At 61.5% G+C, this 20130-nt stretch carries 23 protein-coding genes and 1 tRNA gene; 12 read left to right on the forward strand and 12 right to left on the reverse strand.

Going from position 1 to position 20130, the window contains the following annotated elements; genetic code table 11:
• The first annotated feature begins 104 nt into the window (after nt 1-104).
• On the forward strand, nt 105-320 hold the full coding sequence (locus tag NKI19_RS01760; RefSeq protein WP_352565755.1) for a helix-turn-helix transcriptional regulator: 216 nt from the start codon (nt 105-107) through the stop codon (nt 318-320).
• 85 nt (nt 321-405) lie between these two features.
• On the opposite strand, the gene NKI19_RS01765 is transcribed toward NKI19_RS01760, so the two are convergent.
• Nucleotides 406-648: a helix-turn-helix domain-containing protein gene (locus NKI19_RS01765; protein ID WP_352565757.1), complete on the reverse strand. Its 243-nt coding sequence runs from the start codon at nt 646-648 to the stop codon at nt 406-408.
• A gap of 137 nt (nt 649-785) precedes the next feature.
• Between NKI19_RS01765 and NKI19_RS01770 the strand changes: the two genes are divergently transcribed.
• The 3 genes from NKI19_RS01770 to NKI19_RS01780 all read left to right on the forward strand — a co-directional run bounded on the left by NKI19_RS01770 (nt 786) and on the right by NKI19_RS01780 (nt 4027).
• Complete coding sequence (locus tag NKI19_RS01770) at nt 786-1466, forward strand: hypothetical protein (RefSeq protein ID WP_352565759.1); 681 nt, start codon at nt 786-788, stop codon at nt 1464-1466.
• Between the two features lie 7 nt (nt 1467-1473).
• A complete protein-coding gene (locus NKI19_RS01775) occupies nt 1474-1929 on the forward strand; it encodes a helix-turn-helix domain-containing protein (protein WP_352565760.1) in 456 nt (151 codons plus the stop codon).
• 469 nt (nt 1930-2398) lie between these two features.
• Nucleotides 2399-4027 carry a recombinase family protein gene (locus tag NKI19_RS01780; protein WP_352565814.1) on the forward strand — a complete coding sequence of 543 codons (1629 nt, stop codon included), beginning with the start codon at nt 2399-2401 and terminating at the stop codon, nt 4025-4027.
• On the opposite strand, the gene NKI19_RS01785 is transcribed toward NKI19_RS01780, so the two are convergent.
• Nucleotides 3984-4060 (reverse strand) — tRNA-Met (locus tag NKI19_RS01785). The two genes, NKI19_RS01780 and NKI19_RS01785, sit on opposite strands and share 44 nt — an antisense overlap.
• 236 nt (nt 4061-4296) lie before the next feature.
• On the opposite strand from NKI19_RS01785, the gene NKI19_RS01790 reads away from it, so the two are divergent.
• Nucleotides 4297-5256, forward strand: coding sequence for a Gfo/Idh/MocA family protein (locus tag NKI19_RS01790; protein WP_352488920.1), 960 nt, complete (start codon nt 4297-4299; stop codon nt 5254-5256).
• 12 nt (nt 5257-5268) lie between these two features.
• Here NKI19_RS01790 and mnmA read toward each other — a convergent pair whose 3' ends face one another.
• Nucleotides 5269-6459, reverse strand: a complete 1191-nt coding sequence (gene mnmA / locus NKI19_RS01795; RefSeq protein ID WP_352488921.1) for a tRNA 2-thiouridine(34) synthase MnmA — start codon at nt 6457-6459, stop codon at nt 5269-5271.
• Nucleotides 6460-6720: 261 nt separating this feature from the next.
• On the opposite strand from mnmA, the gene sciP reads away from it, so the two are divergent.
• The gene (gene sciP / locus NKI19_RS01800) at nt 6721-6996 is read left to right on the forward strand and encodes a CtrA inhibitor SciP (RefSeq protein ID WP_023679563.1); all 276 of its coding nucleotides are present in this window, start codon (nt 6721-6723) and stop codon (nt 6994-6996) included.
• A gap of 348 nt (nt 6997-7344) precedes the next feature.
• Here sciP and NKI19_RS01805 read toward each other — a convergent pair whose 3' ends face one another.
• Nucleotides 7345-7722, reverse strand: coding sequence for a flagellar export protein FliJ (locus NKI19_RS01805; RefSeq protein ID WP_023719275.1), 378 nt, complete (start codon nt 7720-7722; stop codon nt 7345-7347).
• Between the two features lie 450 nt (nt 7723-8172).
• Here NKI19_RS01805 and ctrA point away from each other — a divergent pair, with 450 nt between their 5' ends.
• Nucleotides 8173-8868, forward strand: a complete 696-nt coding sequence (gene ctrA, locus NKI19_RS01810) for a response regulator transcription factor CtrA (RefSeq protein WP_006203583.1) — start codon at nt 8173-8175, stop codon at nt 8866-8868.
• A gap of 105 nt (nt 8869-8973) precedes the next feature.
• Here ctrA and NKI19_RS01815 read toward each other — a convergent pair whose 3' ends face one another.
• Entirely contained in the window at nt 8974-9342 is a 369-nt protein-coding gene (locus tag NKI19_RS01815) for a response regulator (RefSeq protein WP_292659972.1), read from the reverse strand.
• Nucleotides 9343-9579: 237 nt separating this feature from the next.
• Nucleotides 9580-10209 (reverse strand): histidine phosphotransferase ChpT, encoded by a 630-nt coding sequence (chpT, locus tag NKI19_RS01820; protein ID WP_352488922.1) that lies wholly within the window; start codon nt 10207-10209, stop codon nt 9580-9582.
• A gap of 340 nt (nt 10210-10549) precedes the next feature.
• Between chpT and NKI19_RS01825 the strand changes: the two genes are divergently transcribed.
• Both NKI19_RS01825 and NKI19_RS01830 read left to right on the forward strand, forming a co-directional pair.
• Complete coding sequence (locus NKI19_RS01825) at nt 10550-11131, forward strand: DUF1134 domain-containing protein (RefSeq protein WP_352488923.1); 582 nt, start codon at nt 10550-10552, stop codon at nt 11129-11131.
• 147 nt (nt 11132-11278) lie between these two features.
• Nucleotides 11279-12442, forward strand: a complete 1164-nt coding sequence (locus NKI19_RS01830) for a coiled-coil domain-containing protein (RefSeq protein ID WP_352488925.1) — start codon at nt 11279-11281, stop codon at nt 12440-12442.
• Between the two features lie 41 nt (nt 12443-12483).
• Here the strand turns inward: NKI19_RS01830 and NKI19_RS01835 are convergent, their stop codons facing one another.
• On the reverse strand, nt 12484-13281 hold the full coding sequence (locus NKI19_RS01835; RefSeq protein ID WP_352488926.1) for a TrmH family RNA methyltransferase: 798 nt from the start codon (nt 13279-13281) through the stop codon (nt 12484-12486).
• Between the two features lie 315 nt (nt 13282-13596).
• Here NKI19_RS01835 and NKI19_RS01840 point away from each other — a divergent pair, with 315 nt between their 5' ends.
• Nucleotides 13597-14601, forward strand: coding sequence for a L,D-transpeptidase (locus NKI19_RS01840; RefSeq protein WP_352488928.1), 1005 nt, complete (start codon nt 13597-13599; stop codon nt 14599-14601).
• Between the two features lie 70 nt (nt 14602-14671).
• Here NKI19_RS01840 and NKI19_RS01845 read toward each other — a convergent pair whose 3' ends face one another.
• The 4 genes from NKI19_RS01845 to NKI19_RS01860 form a co-directional block, all read right to left on the reverse strand.
• Complete coding sequence (locus NKI19_RS01845) at nt 14672-15010, reverse strand: ArsR/SmtB family transcription factor (RefSeq protein WP_292663671.1); 339 nt, start codon at nt 15008-15010, stop codon at nt 14672-14674.
• A gap of 173 nt (nt 15011-15183) precedes the next feature.
• Nucleotides 15184-15990 (reverse strand): HugZ family pyridoxamine 5'-phosphate oxidase, encoded by an 807-nt coding sequence (locus tag NKI19_RS01850; protein ID WP_352488930.1) that lies wholly within the window; start codon nt 15988-15990, stop codon nt 15184-15186.
• Nucleotides 15962-16723: a 3-hydroxyacyl-CoA dehydrogenase gene (locus tag NKI19_RS01855; protein WP_352488931.1), complete on the reverse strand. Its 762-nt coding sequence runs from the start codon at nt 16721-16723 to the stop codon at nt 15962-15964. The genes NKI19_RS01850 and NKI19_RS01855 overlap by 29 nt, the downstream gene beginning before the upstream one ends.
• Nucleotides 16724-16784: 61 nt before the next feature.
• The gene (locus NKI19_RS01860) at nt 16785-17321 is read right to left on the reverse strand and encodes a GNAT family N-acetyltransferase (RefSeq protein ID WP_352488933.1); all 537 of its coding nucleotides are present in this window, start codon (nt 17319-17321) and stop codon (nt 16785-16787) included.
• Between the two features lie 282 nt (nt 17322-17603).
• Between NKI19_RS01860 and NKI19_RS01865 the strand changes: the two genes are divergently transcribed.
• Complete coding sequence (locus NKI19_RS01865; protein ID WP_352488934.1) at nt 17604-18593, forward strand: glutathione S-transferase family protein; 990 nt, start codon at nt 17604-17606, stop codon at nt 18591-18593.
• 1 nt (nt 18594) lies between these two features.
• Here NKI19_RS01865 and NKI19_RS01870 read toward each other — a convergent pair whose 3' ends face one another.
• Nucleotides 18595-19095 (reverse strand): NUDIX domain-containing protein, encoded by a 501-nt coding sequence (locus NKI19_RS01870; protein ID WP_352488935.1) that lies wholly within the window; start codon nt 19093-19095, stop codon nt 18595-18597.
• A 53-nt stretch (nt 19096-19148) separates the two neighbouring features.
• Between NKI19_RS01870 and NKI19_RS01875 the strand changes: the two genes are divergently transcribed.
• Entirely contained in the window at nt 19149-20093 is a 945-nt protein-coding gene (locus tag NKI19_RS01875) for a metallophosphoesterase family protein (protein WP_352489129.1), read from the forward strand.
• Nucleotides 20094-20130 lie beyond the last annotated feature (37 nt).

A 20130-nucleotide genomic window follows, 5' to 3' on the forward strand; every position in this document is an offset into this window, starting at 1 on the left:
CACGCTACAGGCGGATGAAGCGAAAAATCGGATTGCCTCCGGCATGGGTTCGTCCTGTCTGTCCCAACAGAAATCAGCAACAACCATTCAGGTGGAGGCAAGCTATGTCCGAGCCGGATCGTATCGTTCGTCTCAAAACAGTCCTCGCCAGGACCGGCCTGTCCCGCTCGACAATCTATCGCAAGATCGCCGACGGCACGTTCCCGGCTCAACTGAGGATCAGCACCAATGGCGCCGGGTGGCATGAATCTGAGATCAACCGCTGGGTTGAGGATCCCATTCGATGGAGGTCGAAGGATGAGGTGAAGAGGTCCGATTGAACGGGTAGGTGCAACAACCTGGGGGCTTCCTTGCCGGTTCTGCAAATTGTCAATTTGCACTAGCGCGGTCACACGCTCCCATCGCTCAACCTGTTACTTCCGATAGCTTCTTGATGGCTGACGGAGCGCTAAAACCGAGAATCTCGGCGAGGTTTATAAACTCCACGACATCAACACGTCTCTGTCCGCTTTCTAGTCGAGCTACGAACGATTGGTATTGGCCGAGCCTGGTTGCCAACTCAACTTGCGTAAGGCCTGCCGCTTCACGTTTTTTGATCAGCAGCGCGATCAAAGCTTTGTGCCGATTCGTACCGAGTGTATCGACCACTTATCACCTCATCTGAACTCAGATGGGGGCTTCCTTTATATCTGATTTTCAGTTATCTTAAATTCAGATATTTAGCTGAGGCCGCCAAAGCGTTTGGCTGTATCACCAACCAAGCAAAGCTGTTTGGAGCTCGGGTCATGGATGATTCCGACGATAGCATAAATTTGTTTTTCATCACCCGGCGGCGCTTGCTGACGGGAACGGCCACGGGCGCGGCGGCATGGCCCTTCCAGGCAAAATCGCTGGCTAGCGAACTGACGGACGGCAGCGCGGCCGATCCTGCTCTTCGTCTGTGTGGGAGCTGGCAAAGAATCCATGATGAGACACTGGCGCTGTGCCGCGAACAGCAGCGGTTGGAGACACACCTCGCCAGGATAGTTGGCTTTCCCTGCGCCAAGGTGCGGCTTGCCGACGGTACGGACGTGACGCTCCATTCCATCGAGAGCCTGAACGATGCCCACTCTCCTGAAAATGAAGTCGAATGGGGCAGGGCGCTTGCTGATTTCGTGGCACACCGCGCGCGCTGGGACGCTGCTGATGCTGAGATCGGCTATTCGAGAACAGACGAACTGATCCGGCAATCGGAAACAGTCGAAGGGGCACTTCTCGATGATCTACCGCAGACAGCGGCCACGTCCATCGAAGGCATTTTGGCCAAGCTCAAGGTCGTCCTGCGTGACGGTGAGCACTGGGAACATCCAGACGATTTCCCCTGGCCGCACATCCGCTCGGTACTGAATGACCTCATCCGCCTTCATGGCTTAAGCGCTGAGACGAACCCAAGCTCAGAAAAGCAGCAAAACTCACAGAGCAGGTGAAGCCTTGATGAAAATCTTGGATCGTTTTCAAAGCGGTGTGGCACCTAACGATGAGGTCGGTCCCCATCCGGCCGACCGTCACGTCGGCAGGCAGATCGCGACTCTGCGAGTCCAGTCGGACGTCTCGCAGGCGCAACTGGCCCGTGCGATCCGCATCAGCTTTCAACAGCTCCAGAAATACGAAAGCGCGCGCAACCGCGTCAGCGCTTCCACGCTTTACGAAATCGCCCGCGCTCTGGATGTTCCTGTCAGCCGCTTCTTCGATGGTCTGCCGGGCAATGGCGAGGCAACCGCTCCGCTCCTGCCCGTCGACGAACGCCTGGAATTCATCGCCAGCGCGGAAGGCAGACGCTTGATCGAAAGGCTGTTGCGACTTCCCCTGCGTGTGCGCAACCACGTGTCGTCCCTGCTCTTTGAATTGGGAAAGGAAATCGATCCTGTGCAATGCCAGGACGAGGATTAGAACGAGGTTGAGCAGGCCGTGAGGGCCCGCGCCTTTTGCAACCTGGGAAAGACGGCGGTGGGCGTAGTCAGGCGATCCCGCCAGAATGCCTAAGAGCTTCTCCAGAGCCGCCCGGAATAGCTTGCGGCTTGAGGGTGGACTTGCGGATTTCCGAAAAGCACGCCTTGCTATCCAATTCTGCGACCGACCAATTTGACGGCTTTTCTCATCTCCTGCATGTGCACATCTGGGAGACATGGACCAAGATCATGATCTCGGCAGGATTGAACCGAGCCGCGCATTCTGCGCACTGCTATTTTCAGCAGAAGCCCAGCCGATCCGTAGCGAGCGCTACTCGCAATGGTTGTGAGATCTCAAAAAAGGGCCTTGTTCCGAGCGCCTGATAGAGCGATTCTGCGCCTTGCAAAAGCACTTGCGCGCCAAGCGGCTCGCGAAGATCACGAGCGTGAACAGGCCGAGAAAACTCATCATGAATCGAACCGCGATCTATGCACGCTTCTCAACCGACCTCCAAAATGAGCGATCAATCGACGATCAGCTCGCTTTGTGCCGAGCATATGCAGATCGTGCGGGATTGAATGTTGTAGCGACGTTCGATGACAGAGCCCGCTCCGGCGGCTCCGTCCTGGGCCGTGACGGTTTGCTTCAGCTTATGGATAAAGCGCGTGAGCACGAATTCGACGTGCTCGTGGTGGAGGCACTGGATCGGCTCTCGCGCGACATGGAAGATCTTGCGGGCATTCACAAGCGCCTATCATTTCTCGGCATCGAAATTCGTGCGGTTCACGAAGGCGTGGTGAACACGGTATTGGTCGGCCTACGCGGTCTTGTCGGCCAACTCTATCGAGAGGACATCGCTCACAAAGTCCGCAGGGGTCAAGCTGGCCGAGTTAACAAGGGGCTTCATGCCGGGGGATTGACCTATGGATATTCGTACGTGCTGGGAGACCCCGGGAAGCGGATGATCGCAGAGGACCAAGCGGACATCGTGCGTCGTGTCTTTCGAGAGTATGTCGGAGGGCAGACCCCGCGTGATATCGCTCACAATCTAAACAGAGACCGCATACCGCCGCCTCGGGGTCGAGCCTGGAATGCCTCTACTATCAATGGAAATGTGCAGAGAGGGACGGGGCTGCTTCACAATGAGCTTTATGCTGGCCGTCTGATCTGGAACAGGGTCAGAATGATCAAGGACCCTGATACGGGGAAACGTGTATCGCGTCCAAATCCCAAGGGTGAATGGCGAGTAGTCGCAGTACCGGACCTCGCCATTGTTTCATCCGACCTGTTCGAAGCAGCACAAGCACGCAAGAGGGCGCGCGCAACGACCCATCCAAGCCATCAACGCCGACCACGGCATATGCTGACTGGGCTGCTGAGGTGCGGTGCCTGTGGTGCGGGGATGTCGTCAAAAGGCATCGACAAGTCCAGGCGCATTCGCATCCGCTGTTCGGCCGCGACAGAAAGCGGAATTTGCGCTGATCCGAAGACCTTCTATTTGGATACGGTCGAAACTGCAGTTTTGAATGGGCTTACTGCCGAGTTGCGCCATCCCGAAGTGATTGCCCAGTACGTCCAGACCTACCACGAAGAACGGAAGCGCTTGGCAGCGGATACCGATGCCAGGCGCACCCGTTTGGAGCGACGGCTTGGAGAATTATCTCGGGAGATCGAGCGGCTGGTCAACGCCATTGCCAAAGGCCATTGCGACCCAGCCGTACTTGGACCGCAATCAACAACGCTGAACGAGGAGCGCAAGTGCATTCTGGCTGAGTTGGATCAGGTGCCGGCCGCGACAGGAGTGATCGCGCTGCACCCTGCGGTGCTGGCCCGCTACGAGGAACAACTGAATCAACTTCAGACCGGGCTCGCCAACGGTATTGCTTCCGGCGATTCCGAATGTGCAGAGGCAATGCGCGACTTGGTCGAAACAGTCACGGTGTTTCGAGATCCGTCGAGAACCGGCGGGGTTGAAGTCGAAATCGCTGGTCGGTTGACGGCACTCTTGGGCGAGCGTGCCTTCCCCCACGGCGTCAAAGGAGTGGGGGGAATGGTGGTAGCGGGAGAGGGACTTGAACCCCCGACCCCAGGATTATGATTCCCGTGCTCTAACCAACTGAGCTACCCCGCCAGGGCGGCGAAGGCCCGAAATCCAGCTTAAATCGGCAGGCATATCGGCGCGTTCGCCAAGGTCGCGCGGATATAAGGTTGCGAGGCCAAGCCTGTCAAGCATCGAAGTGGCTGCCGCGCCGGCATATTGCTGGCGCCTAAAGCTTTGCCGGGCAGACATTTGGGCGCACAGGCCGGGGTTGAGTTCAGCGAGGCACGTCGCTATGTCTCGGCCACGAAAGCCATGGTCAAGAATTGATGAAACCGCGCATTGCAGTCCTCGGTTGCGGATACTGGGGCAGCAACCACATCCGCACCCTCAAGGCGCTCGGCGCGCTGCATGCGGTTTCGGACGTCAATCCGGCGCGTGCGGAGGGTTTTGCCAGCGAGCAGGATTGCCTGGCAATCGAGCCAGAGGCGCTGTTTGCCCGCGACGATGTCGACGCTATTGTCATGGCGCTGCCGCCGCAGTTCCATGCCGACATGGCGGTGCGCGCCGTGCTCGGCGGCAAGGACGTGCTGGTGGAGAAGCCGATCGCGCTGACGGTGGCCGATGCCGAGCGCTCGGTGCAGACGGCCGCCGACAATGGTCGTGTCTTCATGGTCGGCCACGTGCTGCGCTTTCATCCCGCCTTCGAGACGCTGAAGGCGCTGATCGACAATGGCGAGCTAGGCGAGGTCCGCTACATCCACTCGCATCGGCTCGGCCTCGGCAAGTTCCACACCGAAAACGACGCGTTGTGGGATCTGGCGCCGCATGATCTGTCGATGATCCTGGCCATCACCGGCACCGAGCCGGTCGAGGTGCGTGGCGAAGGCGCTGCTCTTCTCGACAATCTCAGCGATTTTGCGCATCTGCACATGCGCTTTCCCAACGGCCTGCGCGGCCATCTGTTTGCCTCGCGGCTCAACCCTTACCGCGAACGGCGGCTGACCGTTGTCGGCACCAAGGCGATGGCGGTGTTTGACGACGTCGAGCCGTGGGAGCGCAAGCTTGCCGTCTACCGCCACGCGGTCTGGCAGGACAGCGGCCAATGGGCGTTCACCGCCAACGAGCCGTCCTATGTCGCGGTCGGCGAGGGCATGCCGCTGACGCGCGAGCTGGAGCATTTCATCCACTGCATCGAGACACGGGCCGAACCGCGCACCAGCGGCGAGGAAGCCATCAGGGTGCTGCGCATCCTGACCGCCGGCACCGTCGCCCATACAAGGTCCTAAGCGAAACGCCGCCTATTCGGCGGGAACCCGCGCCGGCTGGACGGCCAGCCGCGTCAGCATCGCCTCGGCTTCGGCGCCGCGCTCGGAGCGCTCGATGAAGCCGCCGCCGAACACACGCGCCTCGTTGCCATCGTCGGAATAGAGCACGCAAGCCTGACCGGGCGCGATGCCGGATTCGCCGTCGACCAGCTCCACCGAAGTGACGCCGGCGCGGTGATGCAGCACGGCTGGGCGCGGCGGCCGCGTCGAGCGCACCTTGGCAAAAAGCTCAAGCCCGGTCGCCGGGATAGCTGTCAGCGGGCCATCGCCCAGCCAGTTCATGTTGCGCAAGAAGATCTTGTGGGTCTCCAGCGCCTCGCGCGGGCCGACCACGACACGGGCCCGGTCGGCGTCGAGATGAACGACGTAGAGCGGCTCGCCCGAGGCGATGCCGATGCCGCGGCGCTGACCGACGGTGTAGCGCAAAATGCCCTCGTGGCGGCCAAGCACGCGCCCGTCTATATGGACGATGTCGCCCGGATTGGCGGCAGCCGGCTTCAGCTTGGCGATGATGTCGGAATATTTGCCCTGCGGCACGAAGCAGATATCCTGGCTGTCCTGCTTGGCGGCGACTGTCAGTCCCATCTCCTCGGCGATGGCGCGAACCTCAGGCTTCGACAGGCCGCCGAGCGGAAAGCGCAGATAGTCGATCTGCGCCTGGGTGGTGGCGAACAGGAAGTAGCTCTGGTCGCGGTCGGCGTCGACCGGCCGGTAAAGCGCGCGGTGGGCGCCATTGGCGCCGGAACGGATGTAGTGGCCGGTGGCCAGCGCGTCGGCGCCGAGTTCCTTGGCGGTCGCAAGCAGGTCGGCGAACTTCACCGTCTGATTGCAGGAAACGCAAGGGATCGGTGTTTCGCCGGCGACATAGCTCTCGGCGAACGGGTCGATCACCGCCTTGCGGAAGCGCTCCTCGTAATCGAGGACATAGTGCGGGATGCCGAGCGTCTCGGAGACGCGACGGGCATCGTCGATGTCCTGGCCGGCGCAGCATGAGCCGGCCCGATGCGTTGCCGCGCCGTGGTCATAAAGCTGCAGCGTAACGCCGACGACGTCGTAGCCCTCGCGCTTCAGGAGACCGGCAACGACCGACGAATCGACACCGCCCGACATGGCGACGACGACGCGGGTGTTTTCGGGGCGTCCGGGAAGGTCGAGGCTGTTCATGGTTCTTTCGTTCTGCGCGGCGCTTCAATGCCAATGGCCGGAATATAGGTCAAGCGTCCCGGCTGCGCCAGCTTTGCCGGGGCGGCTCATTTTTCCTGCCGGGTTCAACGCGCTTGCCGGCAGATGTTTCAAATGCCGATGAAAAGGCTAACGCCGCGTTCATGATCCTTACCTAACCATTAGGGTCTGCTTAGGCAAATTTTAAAGCTGTGGCGGTAATGTGGTGGGGATTGGGTCTTTGAGTTTTTTGTAGAGAGTACGATGACCGATCTAATTAGACCGCGAGTCAAATATGTTATCGGGCCAGACGGCAGCCCACTTACCATCGCCGATCTGCCGCCGACAAACACACGTCGCTGGGTTATCCGGCGCAAGGCGGAAGTTGTGGCGGCGGTGCGTGGCGGGCTTTTGAGCCTCGAAGAGGCGTGCCAGCGCTACAAGCTCACCACCGAGGAATTCCTGTCCTGGCAGGCGTCGATCGACGAATATGGCCTTGCCGGCCTGCGCACCACGCGCATTCAGCAATACCGGCATTAGATCGGTCCAAGCAGTGATAGAGGGCGCGGTCGGCGCCCTTTTGTTTGTCGGGGCGAGAACGTTCGGCTCATATTGTGCCGGAGCGAGAACGTTCGGCTCATATTGTGCCGGAGCGAGAACGTTCGGCTGTTTTGTCGAAGCAGGGACCTTCGGTTCAGTCCGTCAGCAGCTTTGCCGATCGTATCGTGGCGAAAAGGACGTGGGCAGGGCGGTGGCCTGTGTCGGAGCCGGCGCTGCAAACGGCGAGCCCGCGCGTAAGTCCGTGGCATCACTCCGAAAATCCATGACGCAAACGCACCTTTGAGGCGTGGCAGTGTTCCAAATCTGTGGCGGCTCGGAACCTTGTTTTCAGCCGATCATGGCGCTGCGGCCGCCGGCTTCCGTGTCACGCGCCTTGGTGTCGCGCGATTCGAGCATCTCGGCCTTGGAAAGTTCGGCTTCGGCTTCGCTCAGCAGTGATTCGGCGACATTTCGCTGCTGGGCGAGGTCGCTTTGCGAATTTCTAAGATTGTCGCGGCGCAGGCGTGCCGCCTTGGCGAAGGTCGGATAAGCAAAGTGATTGATGTCGGTGATGCCGGCCTTCTTCTCCTCCGCGGCGATCTGAAGTTCCAGCTCGACGGCCATGCGCTCGAATTCGGCGATCATCATGTCGAGCTGCAGCAACTGCCGCCGCTTCTCGCTCACCTGAAATTGCTTCAGCCGAACGAGGTTTTCACGTGACTTCATGATTCGGTACTCCCGGAAACGCACACCTGCACATATCGTCCAATTCACCCGGCAAGGCCCAGGCATCACCCGTTTCCACCGGCTTTCCCGGAACTATGGGAAACAAACTCCTAAAGTTTTTTGCCGGCGGTAACCATTCGTTTACGGGCATTGTTAATCATACGGCTCAGGACTTAAGGGCGGGTAAAAATTCTGCTTCTCGTCGCGAAACCCGGCCAATGAGTCCGAAGAGTCACTTAGTCTGGCTTATTAATGTGCCGCATTAACGGTTTGGGTCTGTGATTCGTTATTGGATTCAACAAGGTGTAGAAAGGGGTTAAAAAATCTGATACCGTCACGGACGGGGAATTAGGTTTTATTAACCATTCGATGGCAGCCTCTGCTCAGGCAATCACTGCTCCGGTCCTGGACGGGTCGTGAAATGGTCCGGCAGCAGAAAAGGGGAATGAAATGCGCGTTCTGCTGATAGAAGACGACAGTGCAACCGCACAAAGCATCGAGCTGATGCTGAAATCGGAAAGTTTCAATGTCTATACGACCGACCTTGGTGAAGAGGGTGTCGATCTAGGCAAGCTTTACGATTACGACATCATTCTCCTCGACCTCAATCTCCCCGACATGTCGGGCTATGAAGTTTTGAGAACACTTCGCCTTTCCAAGGTGAAGACGCCGATCCTCATCCTCTCCGGCATGGCCGGTATCGAGGACAAGGTGCGCGGCCTCGGCTTCGGCGCCGACGACTACATGACCAAGCCCTTCCACAAGGACGAACTGGTCGCCCGCATCCATGCCATCGTGCGGCGTTCCAAGGGCCATGCCCAGTCGGTCATCACCACCGGCGACCTGGTGGTCAATCTCGATGCCAAGACCGTTGAAGTCGGTGGCCAGCGCGTGCATCTGACCGGCAAGGAATATCAGATGCTGGAACTGCTCTCGCTGCGCAAAGGCACCACGCTGACCAAGGAAATGTTCCTCAACCATCTCTATGGCGGCATGGATGAGCCGGAGCTGAAGATCATCGACGTCTTCATCTGCAAGCTGCGCAAGAAGCTCGACGCAGCGTCGGGCGGGCAGAATTACATCGAGACCGTCTGGGGCCGCGGCTATGTGCTGCGTGAGCCTGAAGATATCCGGGTCAGCGCCTGAACCAGGGGTGTGATCTCAAAAGTGGGCGCCCGGTTTTCGGAAAGAACCTGGCAAAACAACAAGATAGAGCTCATCCGATTTTCATCGGAATGCAACAGGCTCTGATCAGGCGGCAATCTTCAAGGCGCGGAAGCACTCGAGCAATTGCGGCCGGTTGAACGGCTTCAGCAGATAGCCCTGGGCGCCGGCGCGCTTTGCCCGCATGATCGCCCCGACGTCGACCTCGACCAGCGAAATCAAGACTTGCGGCAACACCGGGCTTTCCATGGCGCGCACGCGGCGGATGAGGTCCTGCGCCTGCATGTCCGGCAAGGCGCCGTCGACGACGATGATATCAGGCATGTCGACCGCGCACATCTCGATCGCCTCATGGCCGCTGGCGGCTTCGATCACCATCATGCCGGAACCGCCCAGGATACGCCTTGCAACCTTCCTGATGACGCTCGAATTGTCGACGAACATGCAGCGCTTCATTCCCGGACCCTCTTTGCCGTTTGGCGAACCGGCAGCGTCGTGGCATTTGCCGTGACGATAGGCCGATCTGGTAAAGAAGCCGAAAAGCCGTTAGGTAAAATTTTCCTGAAGTTTTTTTAGCGGGATCTTCTTTCGCAATGCTTCATGCGATCAAACTGCAAACCCATCTCACAGGCATTGAGACAGCGCCGCAAATATGACTTGTATAAAATACTTTCTCCGCTCTTCCGGAGAACTTCAGGCTGCAGAAAGGACGATCTCGTCGGCGGTTGCATGGATCGATATCGTCATGTTGGCTTCCCGGGCCAGGAGCAGGGTGTAATAGGGCTGCACCGAATGCGCGTCGATCGGCTCGTCCGGCCTGTGGCCGGAATGCAATTCCAGGAATTTGGGCGGCACGCGCAGCATCGGGCCGCTCGCCGCGAGCGAAAAGCGTGGCTCGGTCTCGAGGTTCTCCAGCGTGACCACCAGCCTGCCGCCGCGCGGAATGGCGGCGTTGGCGACGAGGATGAGATTGAGCAGCAACTTGACCTTGTTCTTGGGCAACAGCGCGCGGGTCCCGTTCCAGATCAGTTCCGGCTTCTCGTTCTTCAGGAAGGCGAAGGCCACGGCCTCGGCGTCCCCGGTGTCGATCAGCATGCCGGCGGAACCGGCAGCGCCGAAGGCGATGCGGGCGAATTGCAGGCGGGCGGAGGCGTTCTTGGCGCTTTGGCGGATCAGCTTCATGGCGTCTTCGTCGGCGCCGCCTTCGTCGAGCAGCTCAAGCCCGTTGTTTATGGCGCCGACCGGCGAAATGATATCGTGGCAGACCCGGCTGCACAGCAGCGCTGCCAGGTCGGGTGCGGAAAGGGTGAAAAGCTCGGCCATCGGCAAAAATCCCTGCAAATTTCACAACACAATGACCGGGCGATCATGATCACGCCTGTCCACACGAATCACGCTCTCTCCCAAGCATTCTGAATACACAGCGCTTGTGCGTGCAGCAACAAATCCAAAATCATGATTGTCGAAAATGGCGTGTTCACGCAGCCGGGTGCTGCGCGGGCGATGCGAAAACAGCCTTCGAACCGCCATCTTCATGTGAGAGTTTAATGGTTGAAAAAGGATTACGGCATAGTTTGCCCCTAACAGTCATCCTTAACGGCCGCCAAAGAGCCGTACGGGTGCGAGGCGTCGGCGAAAGTGCTCCCTGACGGAGATTGGAAGCATGGTTTCCCGATTCTACGACCGGACTTTTTTCCGTGTCATCTCAATAACGATCGCGCTCATCGGCCTTGTCGCCTTTTCGGCATCGGCCGCGCGGGCGCAGGAATACACCGCCCAGGAGATCGTTGATTCCGGTCATAAATTCTTCGGCGCGACATCGGGCGGGCTCGCCACCGTCGTCGAGAAGATTTTCGCCACCTATGGCCTGCCGAACGGCTATCTGCTCGGCGAAGAGGGGTCCGGGGCGCTGATCGGTGGCCTGACCTATGGCGAAGGCACGCTCTACACCAAGAATGCCGGCGATCACAAAGTGTTCTGGCAAGGCCCGTCACTCGGCTGGGATTTCGGCGGCGAGGGCTCGCGCGTCATGATGCTGGTCTACAATCTCGACGATGTGAGCAGCCTCTATAATCGTTTTGGCGGCGTCGCCGGCTCCGCTTATGTCATTGCCGGCGTCGGCTTCAACGTGCTGAAGAACAACAATGTGCTGCTCGTGCCGATCCGTACCGGCGTCGGCGCCCGTCTCGGCGTCAATCTCGGTTACCTCAAGCTCACCCAGCGCGCGACCTGGAATCCATTCTGACCGGCATGATGGCGCCACTGCGATTGGACCTGTGATCCCACGGCCTGAGCTTTGCCGCGGCATACTCTTGCCGTGGCGCCGGATTTCCGTCATGCGAAGATGGCAAAGTCGACCTTTGGCGGTTGCCATGCACAACGGATAGTCATCTTGGTCCAGTCGATCCTGTTCTTTGTCCTCGGCTTTCTCTGCGCGGGCTTCCTGGCGCTGATGATTGCCCCGGCCGTGTGGCGGCGGGCGGTGGCGCTGACGCGCAAGCGCGTCGAGGGCTCGATGCCCTTGACGCTGGCCGAGATCCAGGCGGACAAGGATCGCATTCGCGCCGAGTTCGCGGTTTCGGTGCGCCGGCTTGAAATGACCGTCAAATCATTGCGCGAGAAGGCCGCCGAACAGCTGGTCGAGATCGGCCGCGACCGCGAAGCCCTGAAGGAATTGGCGGCCGAGCGGCAGGACAAGAACCGGGTCGTCGCCGACCTTACAACCAGGGGCGAGGAGCTTCGCAAGCGCGATGAGCAGCTGCAGCAGCTGTCGGAGCGGCTTGCGGAGACCGAGCGTGCGCTCGAAAAGCGCGGGCTCGAACTGCGAAAACTGGAGCACATGTATGACGACGCCAGTTTTTCATCCAGCAGCCGGCAGATCGAGCTGGTGGCGCGCGAATCCGAGCTGCAGAAGCTGGCAAGCGACATTTCGCTGCTGCGCGGCCAGCGCAAGGAGGCGGACAGGCGCAGCCAGGAATTGGCAGCCGAAAGCAAGGCTTTGCGGGACACGCTGAAGGCCGAGAAGAAAAGAACCGGCGACCTGGAAAAGAAGGTCGAACGCCTGCTCGCCACGCTGGCCGATCGCGAGGACAGGCTGGAGCGCCGCGAGAAGGAACTGGTGCGCCTTCGCGAAAAGCCGAAAAGCGCTGAAAAGGCGCCTGCGGTGGGCCTTGCCGGCGTGCCAGGCAGCCCGGTCAATGTGGCCGCCAACGGCGACATCGAAAAGACAACCGCCAAGCTCGATGCCGACCGCGAGCGGCTGGAGGCCAGGCTGACATCGCTGGCACGCGAGAACAGGCGGCTGAAGACGGATCTTGCTGCCGTCGAAACATCGAAATCGCAGACCGGAGACCATACCGGCAGCGCCAGCGCCGCATTGCGCGAAGAGATGAACGATCTGGCGGCGCAAGTCGTGGCCTTGACGGCAAAGCTCGACGGACCGGATTCGCCGATCGCCCGGGCGCTTGCAGCGCCTGAGGATACGCGGCCGGGGAGCGGCGGACGCAGCCTTGCCGATCGGGTGCGGGCGCTGCAGAAGGCCGCTTCGACCGACTGAGATTCCGCAGATCCAAGAGCAGGGCCCCGACGGCTCTAAATTTAGGCTCCGGAAAAGTGATGCAGCGCGATGGCTGACGCGGCGGCGACGTTCAGGCTGTCGAAACCTTGCGCCATACCGATCCGCAGCGTCTGCAGGCGGGCAAGCAGGCTTTCCGGCAGGCCTTCGCCCTCGGTGCCGAGATAGAGCGCCAGCCGCTCGTTTCTCTTGGCATCGCGAATGTCGATCTGCCCGCGCGGAGACAAGGCGAATTGGCTGAAGCCTTGCCGGTCGAGCATTGCGGTGCAGCCGGCTGCGTCGGCAAAGCAGGCGAAGGGGACTTTCAAGGCCGCGCCCACCGAGACGCGGATTGCCTTGCGGTACAGCGGATCGCAGCAGGTCGGATCGAGAAGCACGGCATCCGCGCCAAAGGCAGCGGCATTGCGGAAAATCGAGCCCATATTGTCATGATTGGCGATGCCGACCAGCGCCACGATCAGCGCGCGGGCGGGCAGTGTGCCAAGCAAGGCCTCGGCGGGGATGGCCGCGCCCTTGCGGCCGATCGCCAATATGCCGCGATGCATGTGGAATCCGGCGATCCTGTCGATGATTTCGCCGGATGCGACATAGATCGGAAGCCCGGCAGGCGCCTTGCGCAGGACGTCATCGAGGCCGGCCAGCCGGTTTTCGAGCACCAGCACCGATTCTGCCTCGAAGCGCCGAGCGGCAAGCAGCGTGTCGAGCACCACCTTGCCTTCGGCGACGAAACGGCCTTGCCGGCCGGCAAGGTCTCGCTCGCGGATGTCGAGATAGGCGGCGACGCGGGGATCCTGCGGGTCGTCTATGCGGATGGGGTTCATGGCTTCCTCGCCGGACCCTGGCGTCGGCCGCGAATCGGGATTCGGTGTCGGAAGGCGTGATTGCCGGATCCGAAGCTCGGACCGTATCTCAGCGTCCAAATGGATGCACGTCGTTCGAACGGTCAAGCCCAATCAGGTGGTGCCGGGATCAGATTGGGCCTGCCTGCCTCTTAGCGACAGGGAAATCCTGATTCCCGCGGCACGGCTCGTCGGCCAAGCTGCTTCAATGCAGAATTTTCGATGGAACGAAGGAACCGCATGGGGCCATACCGCGTCATAGAAGCGGGCTCCTGCTGCGGTCCTGGGAGGACATCGATGATCAGGCTCCTCCTCGTCTTTGCCGCCACGCTTGCCCTCGCATGCGGCGTGGCTCGCGCGGCCAAGCTCGATCCTGCCACCGTCAATCAGGCCCAATTCACTGTCGGCGAACCGAAGGGTGTCGATCCGATGCTGCTGAAGGCGCAGATCCTTCTGGATCGCGCCCGCTTCTCGCCGGGCCTGATCGACGGCCGCCCTTCCCAGAACTTCGCCAAGGCCGTTGCTGCGTTTCAGGCGGCAAACGGACTTCCGCCCGACGGCAAGCTCAGTCCACTGACCTGGAGCAAACTCATCGCAACCTCCGCCAAGCCGGTGCTGGTGACCTATGAGGTCATGCGCAAGGATGTGCGCGGACCTTTCACCAGGCGTATTCCGGCCCGCTTGGAGAGGATGGCCCGCTTGCGGCGGCTCGGCTACCGCAATGCGGTGGAGAGGTTGGCCGAGCGCTTCCACGTCAGCGAACAATTGCTGAGAATGCTCAATCCGGGCACCAGCCTCAGAAAACCAGGCAGGACCTTGGTGGTTCCTGATGTCGGCAGGGGTGACCCTCCCGCCGGCGTCGCCGCCGTCGAGGTCGACAAGGGCGCTCGCCTGGTGCGTGTGCTCGACCGTGCCGGCAAATGGCTGGCGGTCTACCCCGCCTCGATTGGGAGCGAGGAGAAGCCGGCGCCAAGCGGCATGGCAGAGGTCAGGCGCGTGGTGCACAACCCTACCTACCACTACGATCCGGACTTCGCTTTCAAGGGGGTCAAGACCAAGCGGCCCTTCACCATCGCTGCCGGGCCGAACAATCCCGTGGGATCGGTCTGGATCGATCTATCCATCGAAAGCTACGGCATCCACGGCACGCCGGAACCGGGCAAGATCGGCACGACCTTTTCGCATGGCTGCATCCGCCTGACCAATTGGGATGCCGAAGACCTTGCCTCCATGGTGCAGCCGGGCACCAAGGTCGAGTTCAAGGACGAGATTGCGCAGGCCGCCGACGAGCGTGTTCAGTAGCAAGGCTGACTTGGCAGCAAGGCGGACTTTGCAGCAAAGCGGATTGGCGGGAGCATCTCCCTCCGGCCGCTCAGGTCCCGGCGCGACGCAGCCGGTGAGCCATCTGCGACAGTTCACCTTCGCCGAAAATGCCGTCCAGCATGTGCAGCAATTCGCGCACCGCCTCGGATTTGCAGGAATAATAGATCATCTGCCGATCGCGGCGGGTCTCGACAAGGTCGGAAGCCCTGAGCTTGGCCAGATGCTGTGACAGGGCGGATTGGCTGAGCGACACTTTCTCGGCTATGGCGCCGACCGACATTTCGCCCTCGGCCAGATAGCTCATGATCAACAAACGTTTTTCGTTGCCCATCAGCGTCAGAAACGCAGCCGCGGTTCCGGCGTTGGCGACTAGCTTGTTCGAGACCATAGATCCCCCATACGTTCTTGCTCATCCGCCGCTATGGGGGCAATAGCGTCGAATTCCATAGACTTTCCCTATAGATGCACGCCAGCGATTCAGCGTCACTCGCAAAGGTAGAACATTTCGCTCAAATCTCAAGGCTTGCTTTCCATGCAAGCCGATTAACTGTGCGGCTGTGATTAATTTGCCGATCGGGCAGCCTTTGCCATGTCGACCAGGACAGGCCTGAGGTCGCGCGCCGCTCTCAGCGGCTCGGGGAAGAAAACCCGACAGACATTGTCGCCGGATACGAGATCCATCCCGTCGGCGTCGAACCCGGTGACGATCCAGCCGTCACTCCCGGCCCCGCCGAAACGACTTGCGTAGAGGGCAATCGCATCGAGATGGTCGGCGTTCATGTGGTCGAGTGCCGATTGCTCGCCGGCGGCAAGCTCGTCGACGATCGCGCCCGTCGCGACCAGATCGGTGCGGTCGAGCAGATAGGCCTTGCCGAAGCCGCCGTTCAGGCTGGCGCGCTCCGGTTCGAGCCGGAAGATCGAGAAGTCGCCGAGCCCGGCATAGAGTTTTGCCTTGGGGTTGCGGTTGAGGTAGCGCCGTTCGGTGCGGGCGTGTTCGCTCGATCCGCGTTCGAGCCGCACGGCGCGGCAGACGAGCGTCAATCGCGGATGCGCCAGCGGATCGCCCTTGCCGGGTTCGCCGACGAGCAACGAGCAGCGCGGGTCGGCAAGGATGGCGCCGGTATGGGCGGACAGCATCGACACCAGGATCAATGGCGTGCCGTCGATGTCTGTGGCGACGCCGACCCGGCTGGCCAGCGGCGAACCGGTTCCTGGTTCGAGCACTGCCAGCGCGCCGAAACGGGCGCTGCGGATGAGCGTCTTTGCCAGCCTGATCGCCTCGGCGTCGGTCGCGCGGATCACGTCTTTCCTGGATTCGTCCAAGGCATCACCGTCGCATTTATTTCGGCGCCATGCGGATGGCGCCATCGAGGCGAATGGTCTCGCCGTTGAGCATCTGGTTCTCGATGATGTGCAAGGCAAGTGCGGCATATTCCGAAGGCTCGCCCAAACGGGAAGGGAAGGGAACCGCGGCGCCGAGCGAATCCTGCACCTCCTGCGGCATGCCGGCCATCATCGGCGTCCTGAAGATGCCGGGCGCGATGGTGCAGACGCGAATGCCGGAGCGGGCGAGATCGCGCGCTACCGGCAGCGTCATGCCGACGACGCCGGCCTTGGACGCGGAATAGGCCGCCTGGCCGATCTGGCCGTCATAGGCCGCGACCGATGCAGTGTTGACGATGACGCCGCGCTCGCCGCCCTGCAGCGGTTCGAGCCTGGCGGTCCGGTCGGCGACCAGGCGGATCATGTTGAAGGTGCCGATCAGATTGACCTCGATTACCTTGCGGTATTGATCGAGCGGATGCGGTCCGTCCTTGCCGATCGTCTTCATGCCGATAACGATGCCGGCGCAATTGACCAGGATGCGTGGCGCGCCGAGCGTCTCTGCCACTTCCGCGACTGCCGCGGCACCGCTCCCGGCGTCGCTCACATCGCATCGGACGGCGATGCCGCCGATGTCGGCAGCCACCTTGGTCGCACGCTCGATACCGAGATCGAGGACGGCAACCCTGGCGCCGCCGGCGGCAAGAGCGCGCGCCGTTGCCTCGCCAAGGCCTGAGCCGCCACCGGTGACGATCGCAATCTGGCCGTTCGGGTTCATCTCGACGTCCTCCTCCTTGCCCAAAATGCCGCGAAGCCACCGTGCGACAGCACCGGCATGGTCATGCCATCGCGGCGATGTGCGCGGCAATCCTTGCCTGGTCGGCGTGGCAAACCTCGCCCGCCAGCCTCGCCACCGCGCCCGGCACGATCTCGTGCGCCAAAAGCCGGTCGGGGTCGACCGGACGCGGCATGGAGATCTGCCCGCGCGGCAGCCTCCAGAAGCCGAGCGGGCCGTAGTAGGGTTCGTCGCCGACCAGCATCACGGCCGGCGCGCCGGCCTTAGCGGCGGCTTCCAGCGCGATTGCCACCAGCCGGCGGCCGATGCCGAGATTTTTGAAGGCCGGCCGCACGGCGAGCGGCCCGAGCATCAGCGCGCGGCCGGCACCGGCGGCGATGCGCGTCATCCGCACCGAGGCGACGACGATTGCGCCGTCGACGGCCACGAAGGACAAAGCGCGTTCGTGCGGGCCAGTTTGGCGGATCTTGTAGGCGGCAAGCACGAAACGGCCCGGCCCGAAGGCCTCGTCGTTGATGGCTTCGATTTCAGCATCATGCGCCGGAGTTTCCGGCAGGTATTTCACGTCGGCAAGGCTCATGGTCTTTGCGTTCCGGTATACGAGGAAAGGTTTGCTGCAAGCGGCAGCGTTCGCCAGTCAGCGCTTCATCAAGCGCGGGCGCTCTTTCGTCGTCGGTCGAACCGGATCACGGCAAAGTCGAACATGCGGATTGTCCGCTAGCACCAATTTTCAGCCGCCGCAATCGGCAGGCGCACCCGACACGCACTCGACGACGCAGCCGTTGACGATCTGTTCAGCGTCGGGGATTTCCGCGGCGCCGCTTGGTGCCCTACATCAAGCAGGAACGCGAAAGGATATTGCATGGGATTGCTAGTCGAAGGCCAATGGCAGGACCGCTGGTACGATACCGGGGAGAGCGGCGGCAAGTTCGTGCGGGCGCAGTCGCAGTGGCGCGATTGGGTGACCCGCGACGGCACGCCGGCCGAAGGGCGAAAACGCGGCTTCAGGGCCGAGCCCGGCCGTTACCACCTCTATGTCTCGCTCGCTTGTCCGTGGGCGCATCGGACGATGATCTTTCGCGTGCTCAAGAAACTCGAGGACGTGATTTCCATTTCGGTCGTCCATCATTTCATGGGCGCCGACGGCTGGACGTTCCTGGCCGAGGACGGAGCCACGGGCGACACGCTCTACGGCCTCGATTTCCTGCACCAGATCTACACCAGGGCCGATCCCGGCTATTCGGGGCGCGTCACCGTTCCGGTGCTGTGGGACAAACGCGAGCAGACCATCGTTTCCAACGAATCCTCCGAGATCATCCGCATGCTCAATTCGGCCTTCGACGAATGGGGCGATGCAAAGCTCGATTTCTATCCGCAACCGCTGCGCGGCGAGATCGATGCGATCAATGCGCTGGTCTATCCCGCGGTCAACAATGGCGTTTACCGTGCCGGCTTCGCCACCACGCAGGCAGCCTACGAGGAAGCATTCGGCGAATTGTTCTCGGCGCTCGACATACTGGAGGACCGTCTGTCAAAGCAGCGCTATCTCGTCGGCGGCCGCATTACCGAGGCCGACTGGCGGCTGTTCACGACACTGGTCCGCTTCGACCCGGTCTATGTCGGCCATTTCAAGTGCAATCTGCGCCGTATCGCCGACTATCCGAACCTGTCGAATTACCTGCGCGACCTCTACCAGGTGCCGGGCGTCGCCGGTACGGTGAATCTCCACCACATCAAGTCGCATTATTACGGCAGCCACGAGACGATCAACCCGACGCGCATCGTGCCGGTCGGGCCAGAGCTCGACTATGGCGCGCCGCACGACCGCGCGCGATTCAGGAAGGCGGCGTGATCTACCAATAGGGTAGTGCTGGTTGACCCCCAAAAATCTCAGCGATGCGCCGCAGCGTCGCCGGCGTCGTTCCCTCCGGCAAGCGGTCGAGCGGGAAGAAGCCGGCTTCGGCGATCTCGCGATCGGGCAGTTTCGGTGCTGTCTGGTTGAACTCCTCGACCAGATAGAGGCCAACATGGTCGCGGCGGCTGGCGCGGCGGTTGAAATGCAGCGATTTCAGCACCGGCGGTCCGGTCAGCGCGATGTTGCCTTCCTCGAACAGTTCGCGCGCCAGCGCCTCGATCATGGTCTCGCCCGGCTCGACGCCACCGCCGGGCAGGTGCCAGCCAGGAACATAGGTATGGCGGATGAGGAAGACGGAATTGGAGGCTCGGTCGTGGATCAAGCCGCGCACGCCGAGCGTCATCGGCCGCCGCAGTACGAAGTACAGGTGAAACAGCCTCGCCCTGAGGCCCGGCCAGCCAGTCTGGCGCAGGGCTTGCTCCGGATCCGGCGCCGTCATCGTCCGCGAAACCGTGAGTGGAAAGCGGCGCGCGCCTCGCCTATGAAGAAAAGATGTTCAGGCTCGCGCATATTTCCGATGTCCATCTGGGGCCGCTTCCCGATGTAACCTATCGCGATCTCGCCTCCAAGCGCGTGGTCGGTTACGTCAATTGGCAGCGCAATCGCCGCCGCCACATGCACGACGCCGTCATCGACACAATCGTCGCCGACATGAAGGCCAGCGGGCCGGACCATCTCGCCATCACCGGCGACCTGGTCAATCTGGCGCTCGACGGTGAGATCGAGATGGCCAAGCACTGGCTGGAGACGCTGGGCTCGCCCAACGACGTGTCGGTGGTGCCGGGAAACCATGACGCCTATGTGCCGGGCGCCTTCGACAAGACCTGCCGGTCGTGGGCGGCGTGGATGACCGGCGACGGCGTCAATACGCCGGTCGACCGCAACACTTTTCCCTATCTGCGGGTACGCGGCGATGTTGCGTTGATAGGCGTCTCGACGGCGCGCGCCACGGCTCCGTTCATGGCCAACGGCTTCTTTCTCGAAGGCCAGGCGGAACGGCTGCGCGGCATGCTCGACGCCACGGGCAAGCGCGGCCTGTTCCGGGTGATCATGATCCACCATCCGCCGTTGCGCGGTGCCGTTTCGCAGAACAAGCGGCTGTTCGGCATCTCGCGCTTCCACAAGGTTCTTCACCGGCACGGCGCCGAGCTTGTGCTGCACGGCCATTCCCACGTGCCGTCGCTGTTCTTCATCGGCGCCCGCAAAACAAAAATCCCGGTGGTCGGGGTCGCCGCCGCCGGGCAGGCCCCGGGCAGTTCGCATGCGCCGGCGCAATACAATCTGCTCGACATCGACGGTGAAAAGGACAATTGGCGGATCAGGCTGACGCGCCGCGGCCTGACCGGGCCGGCATTGCCGCCCAGCGACCTGCAGACGCTGGAGCTTGGCGTCGAGGCCGAGGCGTCGATGGCTAGAGCAATTCCAGGAAAAGTGTGAAGCGGGTTTCCGTCCGGAATTGCGTCAAAACAAAGAG

Origin of the sequence: Mesorhizobium sp. M0751, from assembly GCF_040320265.1 — a bacterium.
In the GTDB taxonomy this organism is placed as follows: Bacteria; Pseudomonadota; Alphaproteobacteria; order Rhizobiales; family Rhizobiaceae; genus Mesorhizobium.

Coding starts and splice junctions, on each gene's coding strand:
- NKI19_RS01760 (WP_352565755.1), top strand. CDS start 105: ATGTCCGAGCCGGATCGTATCGTTCGTCTCAAAACAGTCCTCGCCAGG.
- NKI19_RS01770 (WP_352565759.1), top strand. CDS start 786: ATGGATGATTCCGACGATAGCATAAATTTGTTTTTCATCACCCGGCGG.
- NKI19_RS01775 (WP_352565760.1), top strand. CDS start 1,474: ATGAAAATCTTGGATCGTTTTCAAAGCGGTGTGGCACCTAACGATGAG.
- NKI19_RS01780 (WP_352565814.1), top strand. CDS start 2,399: ATGAATCGAACCGCGATCTATGCACGCTTCTCAACCGACCTCCAAAAT.
- NKI19_RS01790 (WP_352488920.1), top strand. CDS start 4,297: ATGAAACCGCGCATTGCAGTCCTCGGTTGCGGATACTGGGGCAGCAAC.
- mnmA (WP_352488921.1), bottom strand. CDS start 6,459: ATGAACAGCCTCGACCTTCCCGGACGCCCCGAAAACACCCGCGTCGTC.
- sciP (WP_023679563.1), top strand. CDS start 6,721: ATGACCGATCTAATTAGACCGCGAGTCAAATATGTTATCGGGCCAGAC.
- NKI19_RS01805 (WP_023719275.1), bottom strand. CDS start 7,722: ATGAAGTCACGTGAAAACCTCGTTCGGCTGAAGCAATTTCAGGTGAGC.
- ctrA (WP_006203583.1), top strand. CDS start 8,173: ATGCGCGTTCTGCTGATAGAAGACGACAGTGCAACCGCACAAAGCATC.
- NKI19_RS01815 (WP_292659972.1), bottom strand. CDS start 9,342: ATGAAGCGCTGCATGTTCGTCGACAATTCGAGCGTCATCAGGAAGGTT.
- chpT (WP_352488922.1), bottom strand. CDS start 10,209: ATGGCCGAGCTTTTCACCCTTTCCGCACCCGACCTGGCAGCGCTGCTG.
- NKI19_RS01825 (WP_352488923.1), top strand. CDS start 10,550: ATGGTTTCCCGATTCTACGACCGGACTTTTTTCCGTGTCATCTCAATA.
- NKI19_RS01835 (WP_352488926.1), bottom strand. CDS start 13,281: ATGAACCCCATCCGCATAGACGACCCGCAGGATCCCCGCGTCGCCGCC.
- NKI19_RS01840 (WP_352488928.1), top strand. CDS start 13,597: ATGATCAGGCTCCTCCTCGTCTTTGCCGCCACGCTTGCCCTCGCATGC.
- NKI19_RS01845 (WP_292663671.1), bottom strand. CDS start 15,010: ATGGTCTCGAACAAGCTAGTCGCCAACGCCGGAACCGCGGCTGCGTTT.
- NKI19_RS01850 (WP_352488930.1), bottom strand. CDS start 15,990: ATGGCGCCATCCGCATGGCGCCGAAATAAATGCGACGGTGATGCCTTG.
- NKI19_RS01855 (WP_352488931.1), bottom strand. CDS start 16,723: ATGAACCCGAACGGCCAGATTGCGATCGTCACCGGTGGCGGCTCAGGC.
- NKI19_RS01860 (WP_352488933.1), bottom strand. CDS start 17,321: ATGAGCCTTGCCGACGTGAAATACCTGCCGGAAACTCCGGCGCATGAT.
- NKI19_RS01865 (WP_352488934.1), top strand. CDS start 17,604: ATGGGATTGCTAGTCGAAGGCCAATGGCAGGACCGCTGGTACGATACC.
- NKI19_RS01870 (WP_352488935.1), bottom strand. CDS start 19,095: ATGACGGCGCCGGATCCGGAGCAAGCCCTGCGCCAGACTGGCTGGCCG.
- NKI19_RS01875 (WP_352489129.1), top strand. CDS start 19,149: ATGTTCAGGCTCGCGCATATTTCCGATGTCCATCTGGGGCCGCTTCCC.